The organism is Enterobacter sp. Y17 (genome assembly GCF_019730495.1).
In the GTDB taxonomy this organism is placed as follows: domain Bacteria; phylum Pseudomonadota; class Gammaproteobacteria; order Enterobacterales; family Enterobacteriaceae; genus Enterobacter; species Enterobacter asburiae_B.
On record NZ_JAASKP010000001.1, the window covers coordinates 2,271,911 to 2,292,941 of the forward strand.

The window sequence follows — 21,031 nt, forward strand, 5'->3', positions numbered from 1 at the left end:
CTCAGCCCCGGGCGCGTTCAGCAAGCCACAGGCGCAACTGTTTCTTATCGACTTTGCCGACCGGCGTCAGCGGTAGCGCATCCACGCTCTCCACGCGGTCCGGCAGCTTGAATTCGGCAACGCCCTGCTCGCGCAGGAAGCGGCGCACCTCGACCGCGCGCAGGGGCTGTTTCACCACCAGATACGCGCAGCTTTTTTCGCCCAGCAGGCTGTCCTCCATGCTCACCAGCGCGGCGTGGATCACCGCCTCGTGGCGCAGCAGCAGGTTTTCAATCTCTTCGGCGGCGATCTTCTCGCCGCCGCGGTTGATCTGATCCTTCTCGCGCCCCTGCACGGTGATGTAGCCCTGCTCGTCGATGGCGATGAGATCGCCGGAGCAGTAAAAGCCGTTGGCGTCAAAGGCGCTGGCGTTGTGTTCCGGGCTGTTGAAATAGCCGCGGAAGGTATACGGCCCGCGCGTCATCAGACGCCCGACCTCACCGCGCGGCAGCGGGTTGCCGTGTTCGTCCGCCACCCACACTTCGTCGTCCGGGCACATCGGGCGACCCTGGGTGTTGATGATGCGCTCCGGCAAGTCGTCGAGCGCGGTGTAGTTCACCAGCCCTTCCGCCATGCCGAACACCTGCTGAAGCTGGCAGCCGATTTCCGCCGGAATGCGCCCCGCGAGCGTAGCGGAGAGGCGTGCGCCACCCACCTGCAGCAGCCTGAGGGATTTGAGCTGCGCGTTACCCGCGCCGTCGGCAATCGCCTGCAGCCAGAGGCTCACCGCCGGAGGAACCAGCGAGGTGACGTTAATCTGATGCCGTTCAATCAGCGGGAAGCAGAGCGTGGCGCTCGGATCGTTCGCCAGCACTACGCACCCGCCCGCGGTGAAGACGCCTAACGATCCCGGCGAGCTCATGGCGTAGTTATGCGCCGCGGGCAGCGCGTTCAGGTAACGGGTGTGTGCATTGATTCCGCAGATCTCGTTGCTGCGGCGGATGCTGTAGTCGTAGTCGTTATGCGTGCGCGGGATCAGCTTCGGCGTGCCGGTGCTGCCGCCGGAAAGCTGGAAAAACGCCACTTCGTCAGCGGGCGTCGGGTTCGGGATGAAGTTGTCCGCCGGACGCGCAATCGCCGCTTCCAGGGCGTGTTCGTCCTTATCGCCGCGCAGCATTACAAGGCGTACCGAGCGATGCGCATCCACAAAGGCGTTGAGGAAATCATCGCCCGCAAACAGCGCGTGGTCGCGATCGGCAATCAGCACGGCGGGTTTGATCTGCTCCGCGTAGGCGTTCAGCTCGCTGCGCTGATGGCTAAAGAGCGCGTTAACCGGCGCGACGCCAATTTGCAGCAGCGCAAAGAAAGTGACGTAGAACTCGGCCACGTTACCGAGCTGCACCAGCGCGATCTCGCCGCGCTGCAGCCCGCGCGCCTGAAGAACGGACGCCAGGTTGTTCACCGCCTGATTAAACGCGCGGTAGGTGATGTGCCGCTCGCCGTCGACAATCGCCACGGCATCGCTGTCAGCGCGATCCGTCAGGATGTGGGTCAGCGGCTGATCCTGCCAGTAGCCTTTTTCGCGGTAGCGGCGGGCGAATTCCTCAGGCCAGCGGGTAAAAGGAATGGTCATGAGCGATCCTTAGTGCAAGCCAAACACGTTGAGCATGGTGGAGAGCTTCACGCCCGTTTCGCGCCATTCGCCCACCGGCGAAGAGGCAGGCACAATGCCCGCGCCGGCAAACAGGCGAACGCTATTTTCGCGAAGACGCGCGCAGCGGATGGTCACCACCCACTCGCCGTTACCTTCGCTGTCGCACCAGCCGACGATGCCGCCGAACAGCTCGCGGTCGAACGGCTCCAGCTCGGCGATCAGCTCTTTTGCCGCCTCATGCGGGAAGCCGCTCAGCGCCGGGGTCGGGTGCAGCAGGCAGGCCAGAGTCAGGGCGTTTTCGTTTTCACGCGCGTCACCTTCAACCGGCGTCGCCAGATGCCACAGCGTCGGCGTGGTGATGAGCTGCGGGGAAGACGGCATGCTCAGGTGGTGGCTGCGCGGTGCCAGAATGGCCTTCATTGCCTGAGTCACCAGGTCGTGCTCGTGGCGGTCTTTTTCGGAGGCCAGCAGCTTATTGCCCGCTTCGCGATCCAGCACGTCGTCCGGCTGACGGCGCGCGGAGCCTGCCAGCGGCAGCGAGCTAAAGTGCGCGCCCTCTTTACGCAGCAGCAGTTCGGGGCTGGCGCCGAGCAGCACGCCGCCGTCTTCCAGCGGCACGTGGAAGTTAAAGCTTGCCGGGTTCTGGGCGAGCAGGCGCTCCATCAGCGCACCGCTATCAATGTGTTTGTCGGTCGCGATATCAATCAGGCGCGACAGCACCACCTTATTCACCTGCGGCGTGGCGGTAAGCGACGCGGCGCGAGCGACCATCTCTTCAAACACGGGCTGCGGCGGGATCTCGGTGCGTTGTTCCACCTTCAGCGCCTGCGAGCCGGAAAAATAGCGTGCGGACTGCTGACGCGCCGGGCGGGAAAAGGTCTGCCAGCGCTGCGGAATAAACAGAGAAGATGGCTTGCGGGTATCGAACGGAATAGCCCCTACCATTACCGGATGAGCGATACCGTTAGCTTTCGCATTCCGGAAGGCCTGGGCTAATTTTTGCTGGAATTGCCCGGCCGGATCGTCGCCGCCGACGGCGGGTTCAGAGAAGCGGGCAAAACAGCCTGAGGTAGTAAAACTGCGGTAAGGCGACATAAAGAAAAAGCTGTCTGATTGCAGCGTGGTCGCGGTGTGCTGAACTTCCTCAGCCAGGGACGTGTCCATATCATCCTCCTCAAAATGATAAAAGAAGCAATAATGATTATCATTTATATTTTCGTCGGCTAACCTAATCCCACATCGCTTCGCTGTCAACCGTCGGACAAATAACTTATGCGACAAAAGCTTGCATCCCTTCGCATCAACCATGAAAATGAGAAGCATTATCTTCAACGAAAACAGGATGTCGCGCTGTGAAATTCCCTGCCCTATTCCGTAATACCCTGCTTTTACCTGGACTTTTTGTTTTAGGACTTGCCTCAGCCGCTGCCGCCGACTGGCCGCGTCAGGTGACCGACAGCCGTGGCGTTCACACGCTTGAGAGCAAACCGACGCGCATTGTCTCCACCAGCGTGACCTTAACCGGCTCCCTGCTGGCGATTGACGCGCCGGTCGTTGCCAGCGGCGCGACCACGCCGAACAACCGCGTGGCGGATGCGCAGGGCTTTTTGCGTCAGTGGGGTAATATTGCGAAACAGCGCAAGGTTGCGCGGCTGTACATCGGCGAGCCGAGCGCCGAAGCGGTCGCCGCGCAAATGCCGGATCTGATTTTGATCAGCGCTACCGGCGGGGATTCCGCGCTGGCGCTGTACGATCAGCTGTCCGCCATCGCCCCAACGCTTATCATCAACTACGACGACAAGAGCTGGCAGGAACTGCTGACGCAGCTGGGCAGCCTCACCGGGCAGGAAAAACAGGCCGCAGAGCGCATTGCCGCCTTTGATAAACAGCTCGCGCAGGTGAAACAGCAGATGAAGCTGCCGCCGCAGCCGGTGAACGCCATCGTCTACACCGCCGCCGCGCACAGCGCCAACCTGTGGACCGCGGAATCGGCGCAGGGCAAGCTGCTGCACCAGCTGGGCTTTACGCTGGCGGAACTGCCCGCCGGACTGCACACCTCAAAAAGCCAGGGCAAACGCCACGACATCATCCAGCTGGGCGGTGAAAACCTGGCGACGGGGCTGAACGGCGAAGGGCTGTTTGTGTTTGCCGGCGATCGGAAAGACGTGGATGCGATTTACGCCAACCCGCTGCTGGCGCATTTGCCGTCGGTGAAAAACAAACGGGTCTGGGCATTGGGAACGGAGACGTTCCGCCTGGATTATTACAGCGCGGTGTTGGTGTTGCAGCGTTTAGAAGCAATCTTTGGGTAACAGCTGCGCCCGGTGGCGCTTCGCTTACCGGGCCTACGAGTGCAAAATGTAGGCCGGGTAAGGCGCAGCCGCCACCCGGCAAATCACACCGGAGCACTCTCCTGCCTGAACCGCCGCAATTCCACCAGCGCCACTAACAAAATCACGCCAATAATTGCCAGTACAAACCCGCCGCAGCTCGCCGAGGCCACCGGAGTCATCATCGCCCCCAGCCCGCCGAGGATCGCCGCACCAATCGCATCCCCCGTGACGTTCTGCGCCGTCCACAGGCCGTTAATGCGCCCGAGCATCCCTTCCGGCGTCTGGGTCTGGATCAGGGTGTACTGCAGCAGCGAACTGATGGCGCTCAGCCAGCCGAAAATCACGAGGCACAACGCGCCCAGCGCCCACACCGGCATCAGGCTGAAGAAGCCGATGGCGATAAACGAGGCCAGCGTGGCAAGCAGCATAATCAGCCCCGGACGCGCGCCCTGTGCCAGGTTGCCGCTGGTCAGCGCCCCGCACGCCGCGCCGAGCGGAATGGCGGCGTAGAGAATGCCAATCTCCGAGGCGCTCATCTGCCACTCTCCCGCCAGCGCCGGGTAGAGCACGCGCACGGCGCTCGCCATGGTCAGCAGGCCGCCGAGCAGCGCAATCCCGCCAATCAGCGGGTTGCTGAACAGGAAACGAATCGCGGCCATCAGCGATTTCAGCGGATGCTCGCGCGGCTGCGGCGGAGGCGGCAGCAGCGGCAGGCGCAGCAGCGTCAGCGTGGTAATGAAGGTTCCCGCCGCCGCAAGCCCGTAGTTCCAGGCCACGTTGCCGGTCGCCAGCAGCAGGCCGCCCACCATCGGCGAAATCACCGAGCCCAGACGCACGGTGAGCATGGTGATCGCCCCCGCCTGCATCAGGTTCTCGCGCCCGACCAGCGCGGGCGTCGCCGCCAGCAGCGCCGTCACGCCCAGCGAGGCGAAGAAACCGTCCCACAGCCCCAGGGCATAAATCGCGAGCAGCGACGGCTCCGGCAGCATCGCGTTCAGACACAGCCCAATAAAGCCCACGCCGCAGGTGCCGCGCGCCAGCAGGATCAGCTTTTTACGCTCGTAGCGGTCCGCCAGCACGCCGCCGACCATCAGGCCGATGAACATCGCCCCGCCGGTTAAGGTGACGGATAACCCCACCAGCCAGCTGGAGTGCGTCATGGTCTGGATCTGGACCGGCACGGCCACGCCGAGCAGCCCGAGGGACAAAATGGAGATAAAGCGAGCGATAAAAACGGCGCGATACGCCGGGTGCGTTTTCAGCAGGCTGAGGTTGAGCAGCCAGGATTTTTGATTCATGACAAAGCCTTGAGTCTATTTCTACCCATTCCATGGGCGCACATGCTAACATAGCCAAATAAGATAGATAACGATAATCACTATCATTATCAAATCATGGATGTTGCTATGTCGTTTTCCTCTTCCGCGGTGCGCGCCGTTGCCGTGCCCGTTTTATTGCTGCTGTTGATCCTTGCGACTGCACTCAGCCTGCTGGTCGGCGCGAAGCCGCTGCCCGCGTCCGTTATCGTTGATGCGCTCTCCGGCACCTGCCAGAGCGCCGACTGCGTCATCGTGCTCGACGCCCGACTGCCCCGCACGCTTGCCGGACTGCTGTCCGGTGGCGCGCTCGGCCTTGCCGGTGCCCTGATGCAAACCCTTACCCGTAACCCGCTGGCGGATCCCGGTATTCTCGGCGTTAACTCCGGCGCCAGCTTTGCCATCGTGCTCGGCGCGGCGCTGTTCGGGTTGACCTCGCCCTCCGAACAGCTGGTGATGGCCTTCTGCGGCGCGCTGGCCGCCTCGCTGGTGGTCGCCTTTACCGGCAGCCAGGGCGGCGGGCAGCTGAGCCCGGTACGCCTGACGCTTGCGGGCGTGGCGCTCGCGGCGGTGCTGGAGGGCTTGTCCAACGGCATCGCCCTGCTCAACCCGGACGTCTACGACCAGCTGCGCTTCTGGCAGGCCGGCTCGCTGGATATCCGCACCCTCGAAACCCTAAAAGTGGTGGCGATCCCGGTCATTATCGCCGCCGCCGTGGCGCTGTTTTTAAGCCGGTCGCTCAACAGCCTGAGCCTCGGCAGCGACACCGCGACCGCCCTCGGCAACCGCGTGGCGCGCACGCAGCTGACTGGACTTCTGGCCATCACGATTCTGTGCGGCAGCGCGACCGCCGTGGTCGGTCCGATCGCCTTTATCGGCCTGATGATGCCGCACATGGCGCGCTGGCTGGTGGGGGCGGATCACCGCTGGTCGCTGCCGGTGACCCTGCTGGCGACCCCTGCCCTGCTGCTGTTTGCCGACGTGCTGGGCCGCCTGCTGGTGCCCGGCGAGCTGCGCGTCTCGGTGGTCAGCGCCTTTATCGGCGCGCCGGTGCTGATTTTCCTGGTACGCCGTAAACGCGGAGGTGGCGCATGATGGCCCCGTCCCGTCGTTTACTCACCAGCGTATGCCTGCTGACTATCGTCATTCTGCTGCTGGCTGTCTGGAGCCTGCGCAGCGGCGCGGTGACGCTCGACTTTACTCAGGTATTCAACGCCCTGCTCGGCAGCGCGCCGCGCAACGTCACCATGGTGGTGACGGAGTGGCGTCTCCCGCGCGTGGCGATGGCGATTCTGGTCGGCGCGGCGCTCGGCGTGAGCGGTGCGATATTCCAGTCGCTGATGCGCAACCCGCTCGGCAGCCCGGACGTGATGGGCCTTAACACCGGGGCCTGGAGCGGCGTGCTGGTGGCGATGGTGCTGTTTGGTCAGCACCTGACGGCCATTACCTTTACGGCGATGGCGGGCGGCATTCTGACGTCATTACTGATCTGGGCGCTGGCCTGGCGCAACGGTATCGACACCTTTCGCCTGATCATCATCGGGATCGGCATCCGCGCCATGCTGATGGCCTTTAACACCTGGCTTTTACTGCAGGCCTCGCTGGAAACCGCGCTCTCCGCCGGGCTGTGGTACGCCGGATCGCTCAACGGCCTGACATGGGGCAAAACCTGGCCCGCCGCGCCGCTGATTTTGCTGATGTTTATCGGCGCGCTGCTGCTGGTGCGGCGCATGCGTCTGCTGGAGATGGGCGACGACAGCGCCTGCGCGCTGGGCGTGGGCGTCGAGCGCTCGCGCCTGACGCTGATGCTGGTCGCCGTACTGCTGACCGCCGCCTCCACCGCGATTGCCGGGCCAATCTCGTTTATCGCCCTCGTGGCACCGCACATCGCCCGGCGACTTAGCGGCACGGCGCGCTGGGGATTAACCCAGGCGGCGCTGTGCGGCGCGCTGCTGCTGCTGGCCGCCGATCTCTGCGCCCAGCGGCTGTTTATGCCTTATCAACTGCCGGTGGGCGTGGTGACCGTCAGCCTCGGCGGGATTTACCTCATCGTCTTGCTCGTTCAGGAGTCACGCAGGAAATGACTGATTCAACCACCCGCTTGCGCGGCGAAAACCTCACCCTCGGCTACGGCAAAAAAATCATTGCCCGTGACTTATCCGTCGCCATTCCGGACGGCCATTTCACCGCGATTATCGGGCCGAACGGCTGCGGCAAATCGACCCTGCTGCGCACGCTGAGCCGCCTGATGACGCCGGCTGAAGGCAGCGTGTTCCTCGACGGGGAGCAGATCCAGCGCTTCGCCAGCAAAGAGGTGGCACGGCGCATCGGTCTGCTGGCGCAAAACGCCACCACGCCGGGAGACATCACGGTGCAGGAGCTGGTCTCGCGCGGGCGCTACCCGCACCAGCCGCTGTTTACCCGCTGGCGTAACGAGGATGACGAGGCGGTGAACCGTGCGATGCAGGCGACGGGCATCACCGATCTCGCCCAGCAGAGCGTGGACACCCTCTCCGGCGGGCAGCGTCAGCGGGCGTGGATCGCGATGGTGCTGGCACAGGAAACGTCGATCATGCTGCTGGACGAGCCGACAACCTGGCTCGACATCAGCCATCAGATTGACCTGCTGGAGCTGCTGAGCGAGCTGAACCGCACGCAGGGATACACCCTGGCGGCGGTGCTGCACGACTTAAACCAGGCATGCCGCTACGCCACGCATCTGATTGCGCTGCGAGACGGTGAGATCGTGGCGCAGGGCGCGCCGAAAGAGATTGTGACGCCGGAGCTGATCGAGCGGATCTACGGCATGCGCTGCATGATTATTGACGATCCGGTGGCGGGTACGCCGCTGGTGGTGCCGCTGGGCAAGCGTGCGGGCTGATGCCCTCACCCCGACCCTCTCCCACAGGGAGAGGGAGCACCCCCTCCCCTCGCCCTGTGGGAGAGGCGCTTTTGACGTTACCCCAATATCTCCCTCAACACCGGCCCTATCTTCTCAAACGCCTGCGGTGAAATGATATCCACGTGGGCGCAGTCCTGGCTGTACACCTCAAGCTCCGCCACCCACGGCGCCCAGGCGACCTGCGGATCCATCGTTCGCGTGCGCTCGGCGACAAACAGCGTCGCTTTGCCGTCAAAGCGCGCGCTGCGCGCCGTGGTGAGCAGCCGCACCGCGTCGGCGTAGTTGCCCTCGATAGCGTTAAACAGCTCGCTGGAGCCCTGACCCTGCTGGGCGGCGATAAACGCCTGACGCTCGCGCTCGATTTCCGCCAGCACCTCGGGGTCGAGGCCGTTGGCCTCTTTCTCCGACCAGTTCTGGGTTTCCGGCGGCCAGGTGTCCAGCAGGCCGAGGAAGGCCACCGCTTCACCCTGCTCGCGCAGACGGGCGGCAATACCCTGCGCCAGCGTGCCGCCGAGGGAATAGCCGAACAGGTAATACGGCCCCTGCGGCTGCTGCTTACGCAGCGTAGCCAGGTGATGCTCAATCACCCCATCCAGATCCGCACGCTGCTGCATTGGACCGTCCGGACGCGGCGACTGAATGCCGACGATGGACCAGCGCGGGCTGAGGTAGCGTGCCAGGACGCTAAACTGCCAGGCAAAGCCGGACGCCGGATGGAAACAGAACAGCGTCGGGCCGTCGCTTTCGCGCAGCGGAAGAAGGGTTTCATACCCCAGACGCTGCGCCTGCTCGTCGCTCATCTGCGAGTCCAGCAGCGCGCTGAGCTTGCTCACCGTCGAGGCGACCATTATCTGCCCCGGCGTGACCCTGCGGCCAAACGTGCGGCTGAGCTGTGCCGCCAGGCGCATCGCCAGCAGCGAGTGTCCGCCGAGGGCAAAGAAATCGGCGTCGATATCGTTCACCTCGCAGCCCAGCAGGACAGAAAACGCCTGCGCGACGGCGATTTCGGATTCGTTTTCCGGCACGCGTCCGGAGGTTTTACTCGTCAGCTCCGGCAGCGGCAGCGCCTTGCGATCCAGCTTGCCGTTCGCGCTGAGCGGCAGCGCGCTGATTTGCAGCAGCACCACCGGCACCATATGCGGCGGCAGCTGTGCTTTTAGTGCTTCCATCAGCGCGTCGCGATCCAGCGGTAAGCCGGATTCGGAAACCACATACCCCACCAGCTGGCGGGCATCGCCGCCGGTGGCTGCCGCCTGGTTGAACACGCAGGCATGCGCCACGGCCTGGGCCACGTCCGGCAGCGACAGCATCGCCCGGTCGATTTCGCCCAGCTCGATGCGCTGTCCGCGAATTTTTAGCTGGTCATCGCTGCGGCCGAGATATTCCACCGCGCCGTTGTCCAGCCAGCGGGCAACGTCGCCGGTGCGGTACATCCGCTCGCCCGGGGCGAACGGGTCGGCAATAAAGCGGCTGGCGGTGAGGTCCGGACGGCCCAGATACCCCTGCGCCAGCTGAATCCCGGTGAGATAAAGGTCCCCTGCCACGCTGAACGGCACCGGGCGCATCATCGCATCCAGAATGCGCAGCCCCGTGTTCCACACCGGGAAGCCGATCGGCACGCTGTTGCCTTCCACCGCCGCCAGCTCGGGGCCAAACGCCGGATACCAGCTGACGTCCACCGCCGCTTCGGTTGGGCCATACAGGTTGTGCAGCGGCGCACGGGTGAGCTGCTCCCACTCGCGGCACAGCCCGGTCGGCAGCGCTTCGCCGCTGCAGAACACCTGCTTAAGCGTCCTGCAGCAGTCGATGTTTTCCGGCGTCAGCGAGGCGACAAACGCCGCCAGCATCGACGGCACGAAGTGGGTAGTAGTCACGCCGTACTGCGCGAAGAAGCTCTGCATCGCCTGCGGATCGCGGTGCGCGTCCGGCTCGGCCATCACCAGCTTCGCCCCGGCGATAAACGGCCACCAGAACTCCCACACCGACACGTCAAAGCTGCACGGCGTTTTCTGCGCCACCACGTCCGTCGCGTCCAGCGGGTAGTGGTCCTGCATCCACTTCAGGCGGTTAACGATGGCGGTATGGCCAACCATCACCCCTTTCGGACGCCCCGTCGAACCGGAAGTAAAGATGATGTACGCCGTCTGCTCCGGCTTCGCCAGGCGCAGCGGTTTTGCATCCGCAGCCGGTAAAAGGGTGTTGTAACTAAAGGCAGTAATCGGCAGATCGCTAAAGCGCGGAAGCTGCTCGTCGGTGGTAATGAGCAGGGATGGCTTTGCGTCTTCCAGCATCATCCTCAGGCGGTCGTCCGGGTAGCCGGTGTCGAGCGGCAGCCACGCGGCGCCGGCCTCGACGATGCCGTGCAGCGCCAGCGTCAGGAACACCGAGCGCGGCAGGGCCACCGCCACGCTGTCGCCCGGCTTCACGCCGCGCGCGCGCAGCAGGTTTGCCAGCGCCACCACCTGCTCGCGCATCTGACGATAGCTGAGCTCAATATGCGCGTCCGCCAGCGCGGGGGCGTCCGGCGTTTTGCTCGCCTGCTCCGCCACCAGATCCGCCAGCGTGGTGGCCGGCAGCGCCAGTCCGGTATCGTTGATGCGCGCAAGCCTCTGGTATTCCTGCTCTGAAACGGTTTCCACTTCGCCGCAGCGCAGGTCCGGGTTGGCCGCAAACTGCATCAGCATCGCGTTCAGGCGCGCGACGTGACGGGAAAGCGTCGCCTCATCGTAACGCTGCTTACTGGCGAGGATCTCAATGCTCAATCCGCCCTGTTCGTCCGGGAACAGCGCCAGCTCAAGGTCGTTCACCGGGCCGGTGGCCAGCGTGTGGGTGATGGCCTCCACGCCGTCGATATCCAGCTGATAATCAAACACCTTCACGTTCAGCACCGGGCCAAACAGGGCTTCTTCGCCTGCGGCACGCCCGCTGTCGCGCACGATCTGCTCGGCGTCGTAGCGCTGGTGGCGGCGCATTTTTTTCAGCTGGTTGGCCAGGCGCAGCGCCAGCTCCGGCAGGCTCTCCTGCGGGTTGATATTCACCGCCAGCGGCAGGACGTTGAGCACCGGCCCGGTCGCGGTCAGCGCGGCGGAGCCCATGCGTCGCATAAAGATAAACCCGGCGGCGTAGTCCAGCCTTCCGGTCAGGCGGCCCAGCCACAGCGCCACCAGCGCAAGGGCCAGATCGGTACGCTGCGCCTGCCCTGCCGCCTGTGCAAGCTGGCTAAAGGCGCGACCGTCGGCGGCGATTTTGAGGCGCAGAATATCGGTAGTGGCGGCGCGTCCCGGCAGCGGCGCGGAAGAGAGCGAGACCGGAGAAGGAAGCTGCCTGCGCTGCTCCGCCCAGAAGGCGCCGTCGCGCTGATACGCCTCGCTGTCGCGATAGCGCTGATACTCTTCCACCACTTCGGCAAATGGCGTAAACGGGGAGTCAGGAGTCGGTTCATCCTTTTTCCACGCGGCGTAAATCGCGGCGATCTGGCGGGTAATGGCCGGGAAGCTGAAGCCATCCACCACCAGATGGTGATAGCGCTGATACCAGTACCAGTGGCTTTCACCCACCTGAATCAGCTGGTGAAACGCCAGCGGCTGACCGCTGTCGACGCGCAGGTTTTGATTGAGATCGGCCTCCATCAGCGCCACGGCGGCGGCGTGGTCGTCAACGCGAACGATGGACGGCTCCGGCAGAACGTAGGTGTTATCCACCCACTGCCACACCTCGCCGTTCTCCTCGGCAAAACGCATCCGCAGGGTATCGGCCTGCGTCATGCCCTCAGCGATGGCTTTTGCCAGCAGCGGCGCGTCGATATCGCCTTTCAGCTCGGTGTAGTGCGCCACGCTCCAGGCGTTTGGCAGGGAGGACAGCTGCTCCGCCATCCAGATACCCGGCTGGGCGGCAACTAGAGGAAGACGGTTCATGCGCTCCCCTCCGCAAAATGGGACGGTTCAAGCGTGCGCCAGTGCCCGGCCAGCCACTGCTGGCACGCCTCCTGAGACTGCGCCTCGCACACCACGCGCCACCCCGCCGGCAGTGCGCACTGCTGCGGCCACAGGCTGTACTGCCCCTGGTCGTTTTGCAAAATGGCGAACTGTCCCTGCGGATTATCGAAAGGATTGCTGAATTCCATACAGACTCCGTTATTGAATGAGCGGCTGCCAGAGGGTCATCAGCCCCTGCGTCAGCCCACCGCGCCAGCAAAGCGCATCGTGTCCGCCGTCAACCTGACGCCAGGTAACCTGCTGCGCGCGTAGTTCGGCGTAAATCGCCTGATTGGCATTGAAAATCAGCGGCTCGTTGCGCCCGGCTTCGAGGACGATACGCAACTCGCTCGCGGTCAGCTCACCGGCTCTGAGCTGTTCAATGAGGCGCCCTTCCAGCTGCCCGCCGCGGTGCGGCCACCAGTACGAGCCGGACTGGCTCAGCACGCAGCCAAACCGCTGCGGCCAGCTGAGGCCAGCATAAAGCGAAGAGAGTCCGCCAAAGCTCTGGCCCGCCACCACGGTACGGTCGGCGCGGTCGCTGAAGGGCGTGAGATGTTTTACAAGAGGGAGAAGTTCTTCCTGTACCGCCAGCCAGAAATCGGGGTTACAGGGCAATTCGCGGTTGCGGTGTTCCATGTCGATCGCATCGATTAATACGTAGACCGCAGGGGGCAGTTGGCGCCCGGTGGTGAGCGACGTCAGCGCAGGCCAGACGGGCATGCTTTCAGCCCAGAACTGCCCGTCGAGCAGCACCGCCAGCGGGCGCTCGGTGCCGTCGTCCCCGGTGGTAAAAATCCACACGCGGCGACGGTTGTTGAGACGCTCGCTGTTCCACTCAATGCGGACCGGCTGGTGATACTGCGTATCGGGATGGTCCCAGCCGGGCTGAACCGGCGCGTCCGGCATCTCCAGCGCAGAAACGGCATGACCGCGCCCGCCGCGCCAGCTCTGCCGATTCAGCGGGTCGGAAACCGCGTGCGGCAGCAGCTTGCGCCAGCCTTCGCGCAGCGCCATGCGGTCCGGCAGCTCGCCTTCAAACACGGTATCGGCAAAATCGTTTTCATTTACAGAAGGGATAAAACAGTAGCTCCCGCGCCACTCGGGGCTGAATTCGCCCTGCCACTGCCAGACGTCGGTATCCGGGATGCGCTCGAGGGACTGCGGGCGGGCATTTTGATGGTGATCGGTCACGCCGGTAACGTAGAGCCAGACGCGTTTGACCGATGAGGTTTTCTGCGTTCCTGCCGGATCCCGCCACCAGAAGGTGACGCGACAGTTCTCCTTCTGACGTTCCCATTCAGGTCCGTTTTTCGACTGCCACCACGCTTCACTTCCGGTTGTTAACGTCGTCACCCTTATAACCCCATGTTTCACAGTCTTTTTTGTTTCAGAGCAAATTTTATTGATAATATTATTGATAACTATTTGCATTTGCAATAGCGTAATGCCCGCGCTGTGGGAAGCGCGCTCATTAAATAACCATAAAAGCGGGACGTACAATGAATAAGAAGATTCACTCTCTGGCCTTGCTGGTCAATTTAGGGATTTATGGTGTCGCGCTGCCCGCCATGGCAGACGACAACACCGCCTCTGCGCAGCACGAAGATACGATGGTGATCACCGCCGCCGAGCAGAATTTACAGGCGCCGGGCGTGTCGACCATCACCGCCGACGAGATCCGCAAAAACCCGCCCGCGCGCGACGTGGCGGAAATCATCCGCACTATGCCGGGCGTTAACCTGACCGGGAACTCCACCAGCGGGCAGCGCGGAAACAACCGTCAGATTGACATTCGCGGCATGGGTCCGGAAAATACCCTGATCCTCATCGACGGCAAGCCGGTCACCAGCCGCAACTCTATTCGTCTGGGCTGGCGCGGCGAGCGCGACACCCGCGGCGATACCGGCTGGGTACCGCCGGAGATGATCGAGCGTATCGAAGTGATCCGCGGTCCGGCAGCCGCGCGCTACGGCAACGGTGCGGCAGGCGGCGTGGTGAACATCATCACCAAAAAATTCGACGACCAGTGGCACGGCTCCTGGAACACCTACCTGAACGCGCCAGAACATAAGGACGAAGGTTCCACCAGGCGCACCAACTTCAGCCTGAGCGGCCCCCTGGGCGGCGACTTCAGCTTCCGCATGTTCGGTAACCTCGATAAAACCCAGGCCGACGCGTGGGACATCAACCAGGGTCATCAGTCCGATCGTACCGGTGCCTACGCCAACACCCTGCCGGCTGGCCGCGAGGGCGTGGAAAACAAAGACATCAACGGCGTGGTGCGCTGGGACTTCGCGCCCATGCAGTCCCTGGAGTTCGAAGCGGGCTACAGCCGCCAGAACAACCTCTACGCGGGCGACACGCAGAACACCAACAACGACAGCGCGCTGGTGAAGAAAAATTACGGCAAAGAGACTAACCGTATCTACCGCCAGAACTTCGCGGTGACCTGGAACGGCGGCTGGGATAACGGCATCACCACCAGCAGCTGGGCACAGTACGAACACACCCGCAACTCCCGCCTGGGCGAAGGTCTGGCGGGCGGTACGGAAGGCTTGTTCAACAGCAATAAATTTACCGACACCGACCTGGCCGACGTGATGCTGCACAGCGAAATCAACCTGCCGATTGATTTCCTCGTCAACCAGAACCTGACGCTGGGCACCGAGTGGAACCAGCAGCGCATGAAGGACTCCACCTCCTTTACGCAAACCCTGCAGGGCGGCACCATTCCGGGCATGAGCAACGACCGCAGCCCGTACACCTCGGCGGAGATTTTCTCCCTGTTCGCCGAAAACAACATGGAGCTGACCGACAGCACCATGCTAACCCCTGCCCTGCGCTTCGATCACCACACTATCGTCGGCAACAACTGGAGCCCGTCCCTGAACCTGTCGCAAGGTCTGGGCGATGACTTCACGCTGAAGATGGGGATCGCGCGCGCCTATAAAGCGCCGAGCCTGTACCAGACCAACCCGAACTACCTGCTCTACAGCAAAGGCCAGGGCTGCTACGCCAGCTCCGACGGCGTGGGCTGCTACATGATGGGCAACGACGACCTGAAAGCGGAAACCAGCATCAATAAAGAGATTGGTCTGGAGTGGAAACGCGACGGCTGGCTGGCGGGCGTGACCTGGTTCCGCAACGACTATCGCGACAAGATTGAAGCGGGCTACGCGCCGATCGGTCACACCTCTTCCGGTAAAGTGCAGACGGATATCTACCAGTGGGAAAACGTTCCGAAAGCGGTCGTCGAAGGGCTGGAAGGCTCCCTGAACGTGCCGGTCAGCGACACGATCAACTGGACCAACAACATCACCTGGATGCTGCAGAGCAAAAACAAGGAGACCGGCGACCGTCTGTCGATCATTCCGGAGTACACGCTGAACTCGACCCTGAGCTGGCAGGTTCATCAGGACGTGTCGCTCCAGTCGACCTTTACCTGGTACGGCAAGCAGCAGCCGAAGAAGTATAACTACAAAGGTCAGCCGGTGACCGGGTCTGAGAAAGACGAAATCAGTCCGTACAGCATCGTTGGCCTGAGCGCGACCTGGGACATGACCAAAAACGTCAGCCTGACCGGCGGCGTGGATAACGTCTTCGACAAACGCCAGTGGCGCGCGGGTAATGCCCAGACCACGGGCAACGCCACCACCGGTGCGTATATGTACGGTGCGGGAGCGTATACGTATAATGAGCCGGGTCGTACCTGGTACATGAGCGTGAATACGCGCTTCTAAGGTAAAAACAAAACGGCAACTGAGTTGCCGTTTTTCGTGTTTGCTCCCTCTCCCCGTGGGAGAGGGCCGGGGTGAGGGCATCAGGCCGCACAATTCTGAAGGGAAAAAACATGCACACAACCCACACCACGTTCATTCTTGCCGGCCACACCGTCCACAACGTCACCTTCGCCCCCACCACCTTCACCGACGCCGACCTTCTCTGGCTCCCCCACTACGCTGAACTTTCAAACGCCGGACGCAAACGCAAAGCCGAGCATCTGGCAGGCCGCATCGCCGCCGCACATGCGCTCGGCGCGATACATGAACGCGCGATCCCCGGCGTCGGCCCCAGCGGCGAACCGCTCTGGCCGGAAGGAGTTTCGGGAAGCATTACTCATAGCGGCACGCAGGCGATGGCGGTTGTCGTCCGTCATCAAGATGCGCTCGTAGGTATTGATTGCGAAGCCATTCTTCCAGACCGGGAAGCCCGCGAAATCCAGGACGGCATTATTGATGCGCAGGAAGCGATATGCCTGACGCACTCGGGCTACCCTTTTGCGCTGGCGCTGACGCTGGCATTTAGCGCCAAAGAGAGTTTGTTTAAGGCGCTCTTTCCAAAGGCAAATACTTACATGGGGTTTGAGTGGGCGAGAGTCACAGAGTTAACGGAAAAAACAATCACGCTGGCGCTTTCGAACCCGGCTGGAGACTATCCTGAGGGTAAACGCTTCATCCTCATCTGGCAGAATAATGATACGAGCGTGTTTACGCTGCTAAAAGCCTGATGGCGCTACGCTTATCAGGTCTTCGGTAAAGCGGTGTTGTAGGCCGGGTAAGGCATCGCCGCCACCCGGCATGAGGGCAGCGGTGATGCCTTTATACGTTTTTAAGATCAAGGATCAAACATCCGGGAACATCACGCTATTCCCCGGCGCTTCCCTGTGCAGATGGATAAAGTTCAGGTGCCGTTCATACTGGTCCAGAATGTCCGTAATTACCTGCTCCTTGCTGTAGTCCATCAAATCATTCCCCTGGCTCCCTTCCAGCAGGAAGGTCTCAAGCCGGTAGTAGGTCGATTTCCCGCTGCGCGCCCGGTAGGTAAACCCGGGTACTGAATACTGCTGCGGCCAGATCTGATAAACAAAGTTCTGCTCGTCGCCCATGTGCACTAGCAGATCCAGGTGCCCCAGGGTCTCGCCCTCCTCCGGCGGCAGGTTTTTCAGCTCCACGTAGGCTCCACGCAGCTTCAGCTCCTGCGCAACCTCTTCCATTGCCGGGAAGCAGACCGTCTCCATCATCTGTTTGGTGTAGCGCGTGCCCGGGTAGTTCATCAGGCGCGAGAGACGTTTCTTCCAGCTCAGCCTGTCCTGCGCGCCCATCGGACGCGGCGCGGTGTCGCGGCTGGCGCTGACGCGGCGATAGTCTTCCACCTTGAGCGATTTATACAGCCCGGCCATCACGAAGAAGATGACGAAGCTGAACGGCAGGCCCATGATCACCGTGGTGTTCTGCAGCGCCGAGATACCGTTGGTCATCAGCATGCCGAGCGTCAGCAGGCCGATGGCGACGGACCAGAAGATGCGCAGCCAGTTCGGCGCATCGCTGTTGATATCTTTGAGCTTCGAGGTGAAGTTACCCAGCACCAGCGCGCCGGAATCCGCCGAGGTGACGTAGAACAGCAGGCCGGTGATGGTCGCCACGGAGGCGCTAAAGGTAAACGCCGGGTACTGCGCCAGCAGGCTGTAGAAGCCGCGCTCCGGGTGCGCCATCGCTTCCTGCGCGAAGGTGGCATTGCCGTGGATGATCTCATGCAGCGCGCTGTTGCCGAAAATCGACAGCCACAGCAGGGTAAAGGTGAACGGGATTATCAGCGTGCCCATCACGAACTGGCGGATGGTGCGGCCACGCGAAATACGCGCCAGGAACAGGCCGACAAACGGCGACCACGCCACCCACCACGCCCAGAAGAACAGCGTCCAGTTGTTCATCCACTCTACCGGGCGGTCGAAAGCGAAGCTGTTCAGCGTCATGCCCATAAAGCGGTTTACGTAGTCGCCCACGTTGAGCACTAGGGCATTGAGCAGGAACGAGGTATCGCCCATAAACAGCACGAACAGGATCAGGCCCAGCGCCAGCGCCACGTTCAGCTCGGAGAGCACGCGGATGCCTTTATCCACGCCCGACGTCACCGAGATGGTGGCGATAATCACCGACAGCGCTATCAGCGCCGCTTTGGCCGCCATCGAATCCGGGATATCAAACAGCACGCTCAGCCCGTAGTTGAGCTGCACCACGCCAATCCCGAGCGTCGTCGCAATACCAAAGATGGTGCCGATCACCGCCGCGATATCGACGCTGTGGCCAATCGGCCCGTTAATCTTTTTACCGAAGATCGGGTACAGCGCGGAACGGATGGTGAGAGGCAAATTATAACGATAGCTAAAGTATCCGAGCGCCATGCCCATCAGGGCGTACATCGACCAGCCCGTCAGGCCGTAGTGGAACAGTGTCCAGACCATCGCCTGGCGCGCGGCCTCCATCGTCTGCCCCGCGCCTTCCGGCGGCTGCATATACTGCGTGACCGGTTCGGCCACGGAGAAGAACATCAGGTCAATGCCGATGCCGGCGGCAAACAGCATCGCGGCCCAGCTCAGCAGGCTGAATTCGGGCTTGGACTGCTCAGGCCCGAGCTTCACGGAACCAAAGCGCGAGCAGGCAATGCAGACCACGAAGACGATATAGAGCGTCGCGGCCAGCAGATAGTACCAGCCGAAGGTCTTCGACACCCAGTTCAGGGTGCGCCCAATCCACTCGGCAGAAAAATCACGAAAGAAGATGGTCGTCAGGGAAAACAACAAAATCAGCCCGGCGGACGTATAAAAAACGACCGGGTTGATTTTGTCTTTTTCTCTGTCTTGTGAAAGGTCTGTCATCCAGTATCCCCACTGTTTTTGTAACTATTAAAATCCAAATCCGCAACAATTAAGACACATTTTATATTGAACGTCCAATCAAAAACCGCTTTAATGTATTACCAACGCTGATGAATGGAGTGGCAAAAATGCCCAAAGTGGGGATGCAGCCGATCCGGCGCAGGCAGCTTATCGACGCCACGCTGGAAGCAATAAATGAAGTGGGAATGCACGACGCGACGATCGCGCAGATCGCCCGTCGGGCGGGCGTTTCCACGGGGATCATCAGTCACTACTTCAAAGACAAAAACGGTCTGCTGGAAGCGACCATGCGCGACATCACCGGCCAGCTGCGCGACGCGGTTTTGAGCCGCTTACGCGCTCTGCCGGACGGCAGCGCGGAGCAGCGCCTGCAGGCCATTGTCGGCGGCAATTTTGATGAAACCCAGACCAGCGGCGCGGCAATGAAGGCCTGGCTGGCCTTCTGGGCGAGCAGCATGCACCAGCCGATGCTCTACCGTCTGCAGCAGGTGAGCAGCCGTCGCTTGTTGTCAAACCTGGTGTACGAGTTCCGCCGTGAGTTGCCGCGCGAACAGGCCGAAGAGGCGGGCTACGGCCTGGCGGCCCTGATCGACGGGCTGTGGCTGCGCGCCGCGCTGAGCGGCAAGCCGCTGGATAAGCCCCTGGCGCAGTCGCTCACCAGCCACTTTATCAGCCAGCATTTACCGACCGAATAACCGAGGAGAATTTATGTCCCGAATGGCAGAACAGCAGCTTTATATCAATGGTGGTTATACCTCCACCACCAGCGGTCGCACCTTCGAGACCATCAACCCGGCCAACGGTGAAGTTCTGGCGAGCGTACAGGCCGCCGGGCGCGAAGACGTTGACCGCGCCGTGGAAAGCGCAAAACGCGGGCAAAAAATCTGGGCAGCGATGACCGCCATGGAGCGCTCGCGCGTTCTGCGTCGCGCCGTCGATATCCTGCGCGAGCGCAACGACGAGCTGGCGAAGCTGGAAACCCTCGACACCGGTAAAGCGTATTCCGAAACCTCCACCGTCGACATCGTCACCGGCGCGGACGTGCTGGAGTACTACGCGGGGCTGATCCCGGCGCTGGAAGGCAGCCAGATCCCGCTGCGTGAGACCTCATTCGTCTACACCCGCCGCGAGCCGCTGGGCGTGGTGGCGGGCATCGGCGCGTGGAACTACCCGATCCAGATCGCCCTGTGGAAATCCGCCCCGGCGCTGGCGGCGGGCAATGCGATGATCTTCAAGCCGAGCGAGGTCACCCCGCTCACCGCCCTGAAGCTTGCGGAGATCTACACCGAAGCGGGCCTGCCGGACGGCGTATTTAACGTCCTGCCGGGCGTGGGCGCGGAGACTGGCCAGTACCTTACCGAGCATCCGGGCATCGCCAAAGTCTCCTTCACCGGCGGCGTCGCCAGCGGCAAGAAGGTAATGGCCAACTCGGCTGCCTCCTCCCTGAAAGAGGTAACGATGGAGCTGGGCGGCAAATCCCCGCTGATTATTTTCGACGACGCGGATCTCAATCTCGCGGCAGACATCGCCATGATGGCGAACTTCTTCAGCTCCGGCCAGGTGTGCACCAACGGAACCCGCGTGTTCGTACCCGCGAAATTCAAGGCCGCGTTTGAGCAGAAAATCGTTGAGCGCGTGGGCCGCATCCGCGCGGGCGATCTGTTCGATGAACGCACCAACTTTGGCCCGATGGTCAGCTTCCCGCACCGCGACAGCGTGCTGCGCTACATCGCCAAAGGCAAAGAGGAAGGTGCGCGCGTGCTGTGCGGCGGCGACGCGCTGAAGGGCGAAGGCTTCGACAACGGCGCGTGGGTCGCCCCGACCGTGTTCACCGACTGCACCGACGAGATGACCATCGTGCGCGAAGAGATCTTCGGCCCGGTGATGTCCATCCTCACCTATGAAAGCGAAGAAGAAGCCATTCGCCGCGCCAACGACACCGACTACGGTCTGGCGGCGGGCATCGTCACTGCCGACCTGAACCGCGCGCACGGCGCCATTCATCAGCTCGAAGCGGGCATCTGCTGGATCAACACCTGGGGTGAATCCGCCGCAGAGATGCCGGTCGGCGGCTACAAACACTCCGGCATTGGCCGCGAGAACGGCGTGATGACGCTGCAGAGCTACACCCAGGTGAAGTCCATCCAGGTTGAGATGGGTAAATTCCAGTCCATATTTTAACCGGGAGGTTTAT

Annotated in this window: 15 protein-coding genes; 8 read left to right on the forward strand and 7 right to left on the reverse strand. The window is 62.3% G+C overall.

Annotated features, from left to right (window positions below; translation table 11 throughout):
* Position 1: 1 nt before the first annotated feature.
* Together entE and entC are read right to left on the reverse strand one after the other, a co-directional pair.
* Entirely contained in the window at positions 2–1,612 is a 1,611-nt protein-coding gene (gene entE / locus HCH49_RS10770) for a (2,3-dihydroxybenzoyl)adenylate synthase EntE (RefSeq protein WP_221702660.1), read from the reverse strand.
* Between the two features lie 9 nt (positions 1,613–1,621).
* Entirely contained in the window at positions 1,622–2,797 is a 1,176-nt protein-coding gene (gene entC / locus HCH49_RS10775; RefSeq protein WP_221702661.1) for an isochorismate synthase EntC, read from the reverse strand.
* Positions 2,798–2,985: 188 nt separating this feature from the next.
* Here entC and fepB point away from each other — a divergent pair, with 188 nt between their 5' ends.
* Entirely contained in the window at positions 2,986–3,945 is a 960-nt protein-coding gene (fepB, locus tag HCH49_RS10780) for a Fe2+-enterobactin ABC transporter substrate-binding protein (protein ID WP_221702662.1), read from the forward strand.
* Between the two features lie 83 nt (positions 3,946–4,028).
* Here the strand turns inward: fepB and entS are convergent, their stop codons facing one another.
* Complete coding sequence (entS, locus tag HCH49_RS10785; RefSeq protein WP_221702663.1) at positions 4,029–5,264, reverse strand: enterobactin transporter EntS; 1,236 nt, start codon at positions 5,262–5,264, stop codon at positions 4,029–4,031.
* A 108-nt stretch (positions 5,265–5,372) separates the two neighbouring features.
* On the opposite strand from entS, the gene fepD reads away from it, so the two are divergent.
* Genes fepD through fepC form a run of 3 tightly spaced genes read left to right on the forward strand, consistent with a single transcriptional unit; the run spans position 5,373 to position 8,163 of the window.
* Positions 5,373–6,377 carry a Fe(3+)-siderophore ABC transporter permease gene (gene fepD / locus HCH49_RS10790; protein WP_221702664.1) on the forward strand — a complete coding sequence of 335 codons (1,005 nt, stop codon included), beginning with the start codon at positions 5,373–5,375 and terminating at the stop codon, positions 6,375–6,377.
* Positions 6,377–7,366: an iron-enterobactin ABC transporter permease gene (gene fepG / locus HCH49_RS10795; RefSeq protein WP_221702899.1), complete on the forward strand. Its 990-nt coding sequence runs from the start codon at positions 6,377–6,379 to the stop codon at positions 7,364–7,366. The genes fepD and fepG overlap by 1 nt, the downstream gene beginning before the upstream one ends.
* The gene (gene fepC, locus HCH49_RS10800; RefSeq protein WP_221702665.1) at positions 7,363–8,163 is read left to right on the forward strand and encodes an iron-enterobactin ABC transporter ATP-binding protein; all 801 of its coding nucleotides are present in this window, start codon (positions 7,363–7,365) and stop codon (positions 8,161–8,163) included. The genes fepG and fepC overlap by 4 nt, the downstream gene beginning before the upstream one ends.
* A 77-nt stretch (positions 8,164–8,240) precedes the next feature.
* Here fepC and entF read toward each other — a convergent pair whose 3' ends face one another.
* From entF to fes, 3 genes are read right to left on the reverse strand one after another with little or no spacing between them, the layout of a single operon-like run.
* Positions 8,241–12,098: an enterobactin non-ribosomal peptide synthetase EntF gene (entF, locus tag HCH49_RS10805; protein WP_221702666.1), complete on the reverse strand. Its 3,858-nt coding sequence runs from the start codon at positions 12,096–12,098 to the stop codon at positions 8,241–8,243.
* Positions 12,095–12,307, reverse strand: a complete 213-nt coding sequence (locus HCH49_RS10810; RefSeq protein WP_221702667.1) for an MbtH family protein — start codon at positions 12,305–12,307, stop codon at positions 12,095–12,097. Before HCH49_RS10810 ends, entF begins: the two co-directional genes overlap by 4 nt.
* Positions 12,308–12,317: 10 nt before the next feature.
* On the reverse strand, positions 12,318–13,514 hold the full coding sequence (gene fes / locus HCH49_RS10815; RefSeq protein WP_221702668.1) for an enterochelin esterase: 1,197 nt from the start codon (positions 13,512–13,514) through the stop codon (positions 12,318–12,320).
* 146 nt (positions 13,515–13,660) lie between these two features.
* On the opposite strand from fes, the gene HCH49_RS10820 reads away from it, so the two are divergent.
* Positions 13,661–15,901 (forward strand): TonB-dependent siderophore receptor, encoded by a 2,241-nt coding sequence (locus tag HCH49_RS10820; protein ID WP_217072407.1) that lies wholly within the window; start codon positions 13,661–13,663, stop codon positions 15,899–15,901.
* A 110-nt stretch (positions 15,902–16,011) separates the two neighbouring features.
* Positions 16,012–16,668, forward strand: a complete 657-nt coding sequence (gene entD / locus HCH49_RS10825) for an enterobactin synthase subunit EntD (protein ID WP_221702669.1) — start codon at positions 16,012–16,014, stop codon at positions 16,666–16,668.
* Positions 16,669–16,782: 114 nt separating this feature from the next.
* On the opposite strand, the gene betT is transcribed toward entD, so the two are convergent.
* Positions 16,783–18,816 carry a choline BCCT transporter BetT gene (gene betT / locus HCH49_RS10830; RefSeq protein WP_029741651.1) on the reverse strand — a complete coding sequence of 678 codons (2,034 nt, stop codon included), beginning with the start codon at positions 18,814–18,816 and terminating at the stop codon, positions 16,783–16,785.
* 128 nt (positions 18,817–18,944) lie between these two features.
* Here betT and betI point away from each other — a divergent pair, with 128 nt between their 5' ends.
* Complete coding sequence (betI, locus tag HCH49_RS10835; protein WP_087822155.1) at positions 18,945–19,532, forward strand: transcriptional regulator BetI; 588 nt, start codon at positions 18,945–18,947, stop codon at positions 19,530–19,532.
* A 13-nt stretch (positions 19,533–19,545) separates the two neighbouring features.
* Complete coding sequence (gene betB / locus HCH49_RS10840) at positions 19,546–21,018, forward strand: betaine-aldehyde dehydrogenase (protein WP_221702670.1); 1,473 nt, start codon at positions 19,546–19,548, stop codon at positions 21,016–21,018.
* The last annotated feature ends 13 nt before the right edge of the window (positions 21,019–21,031 follow it).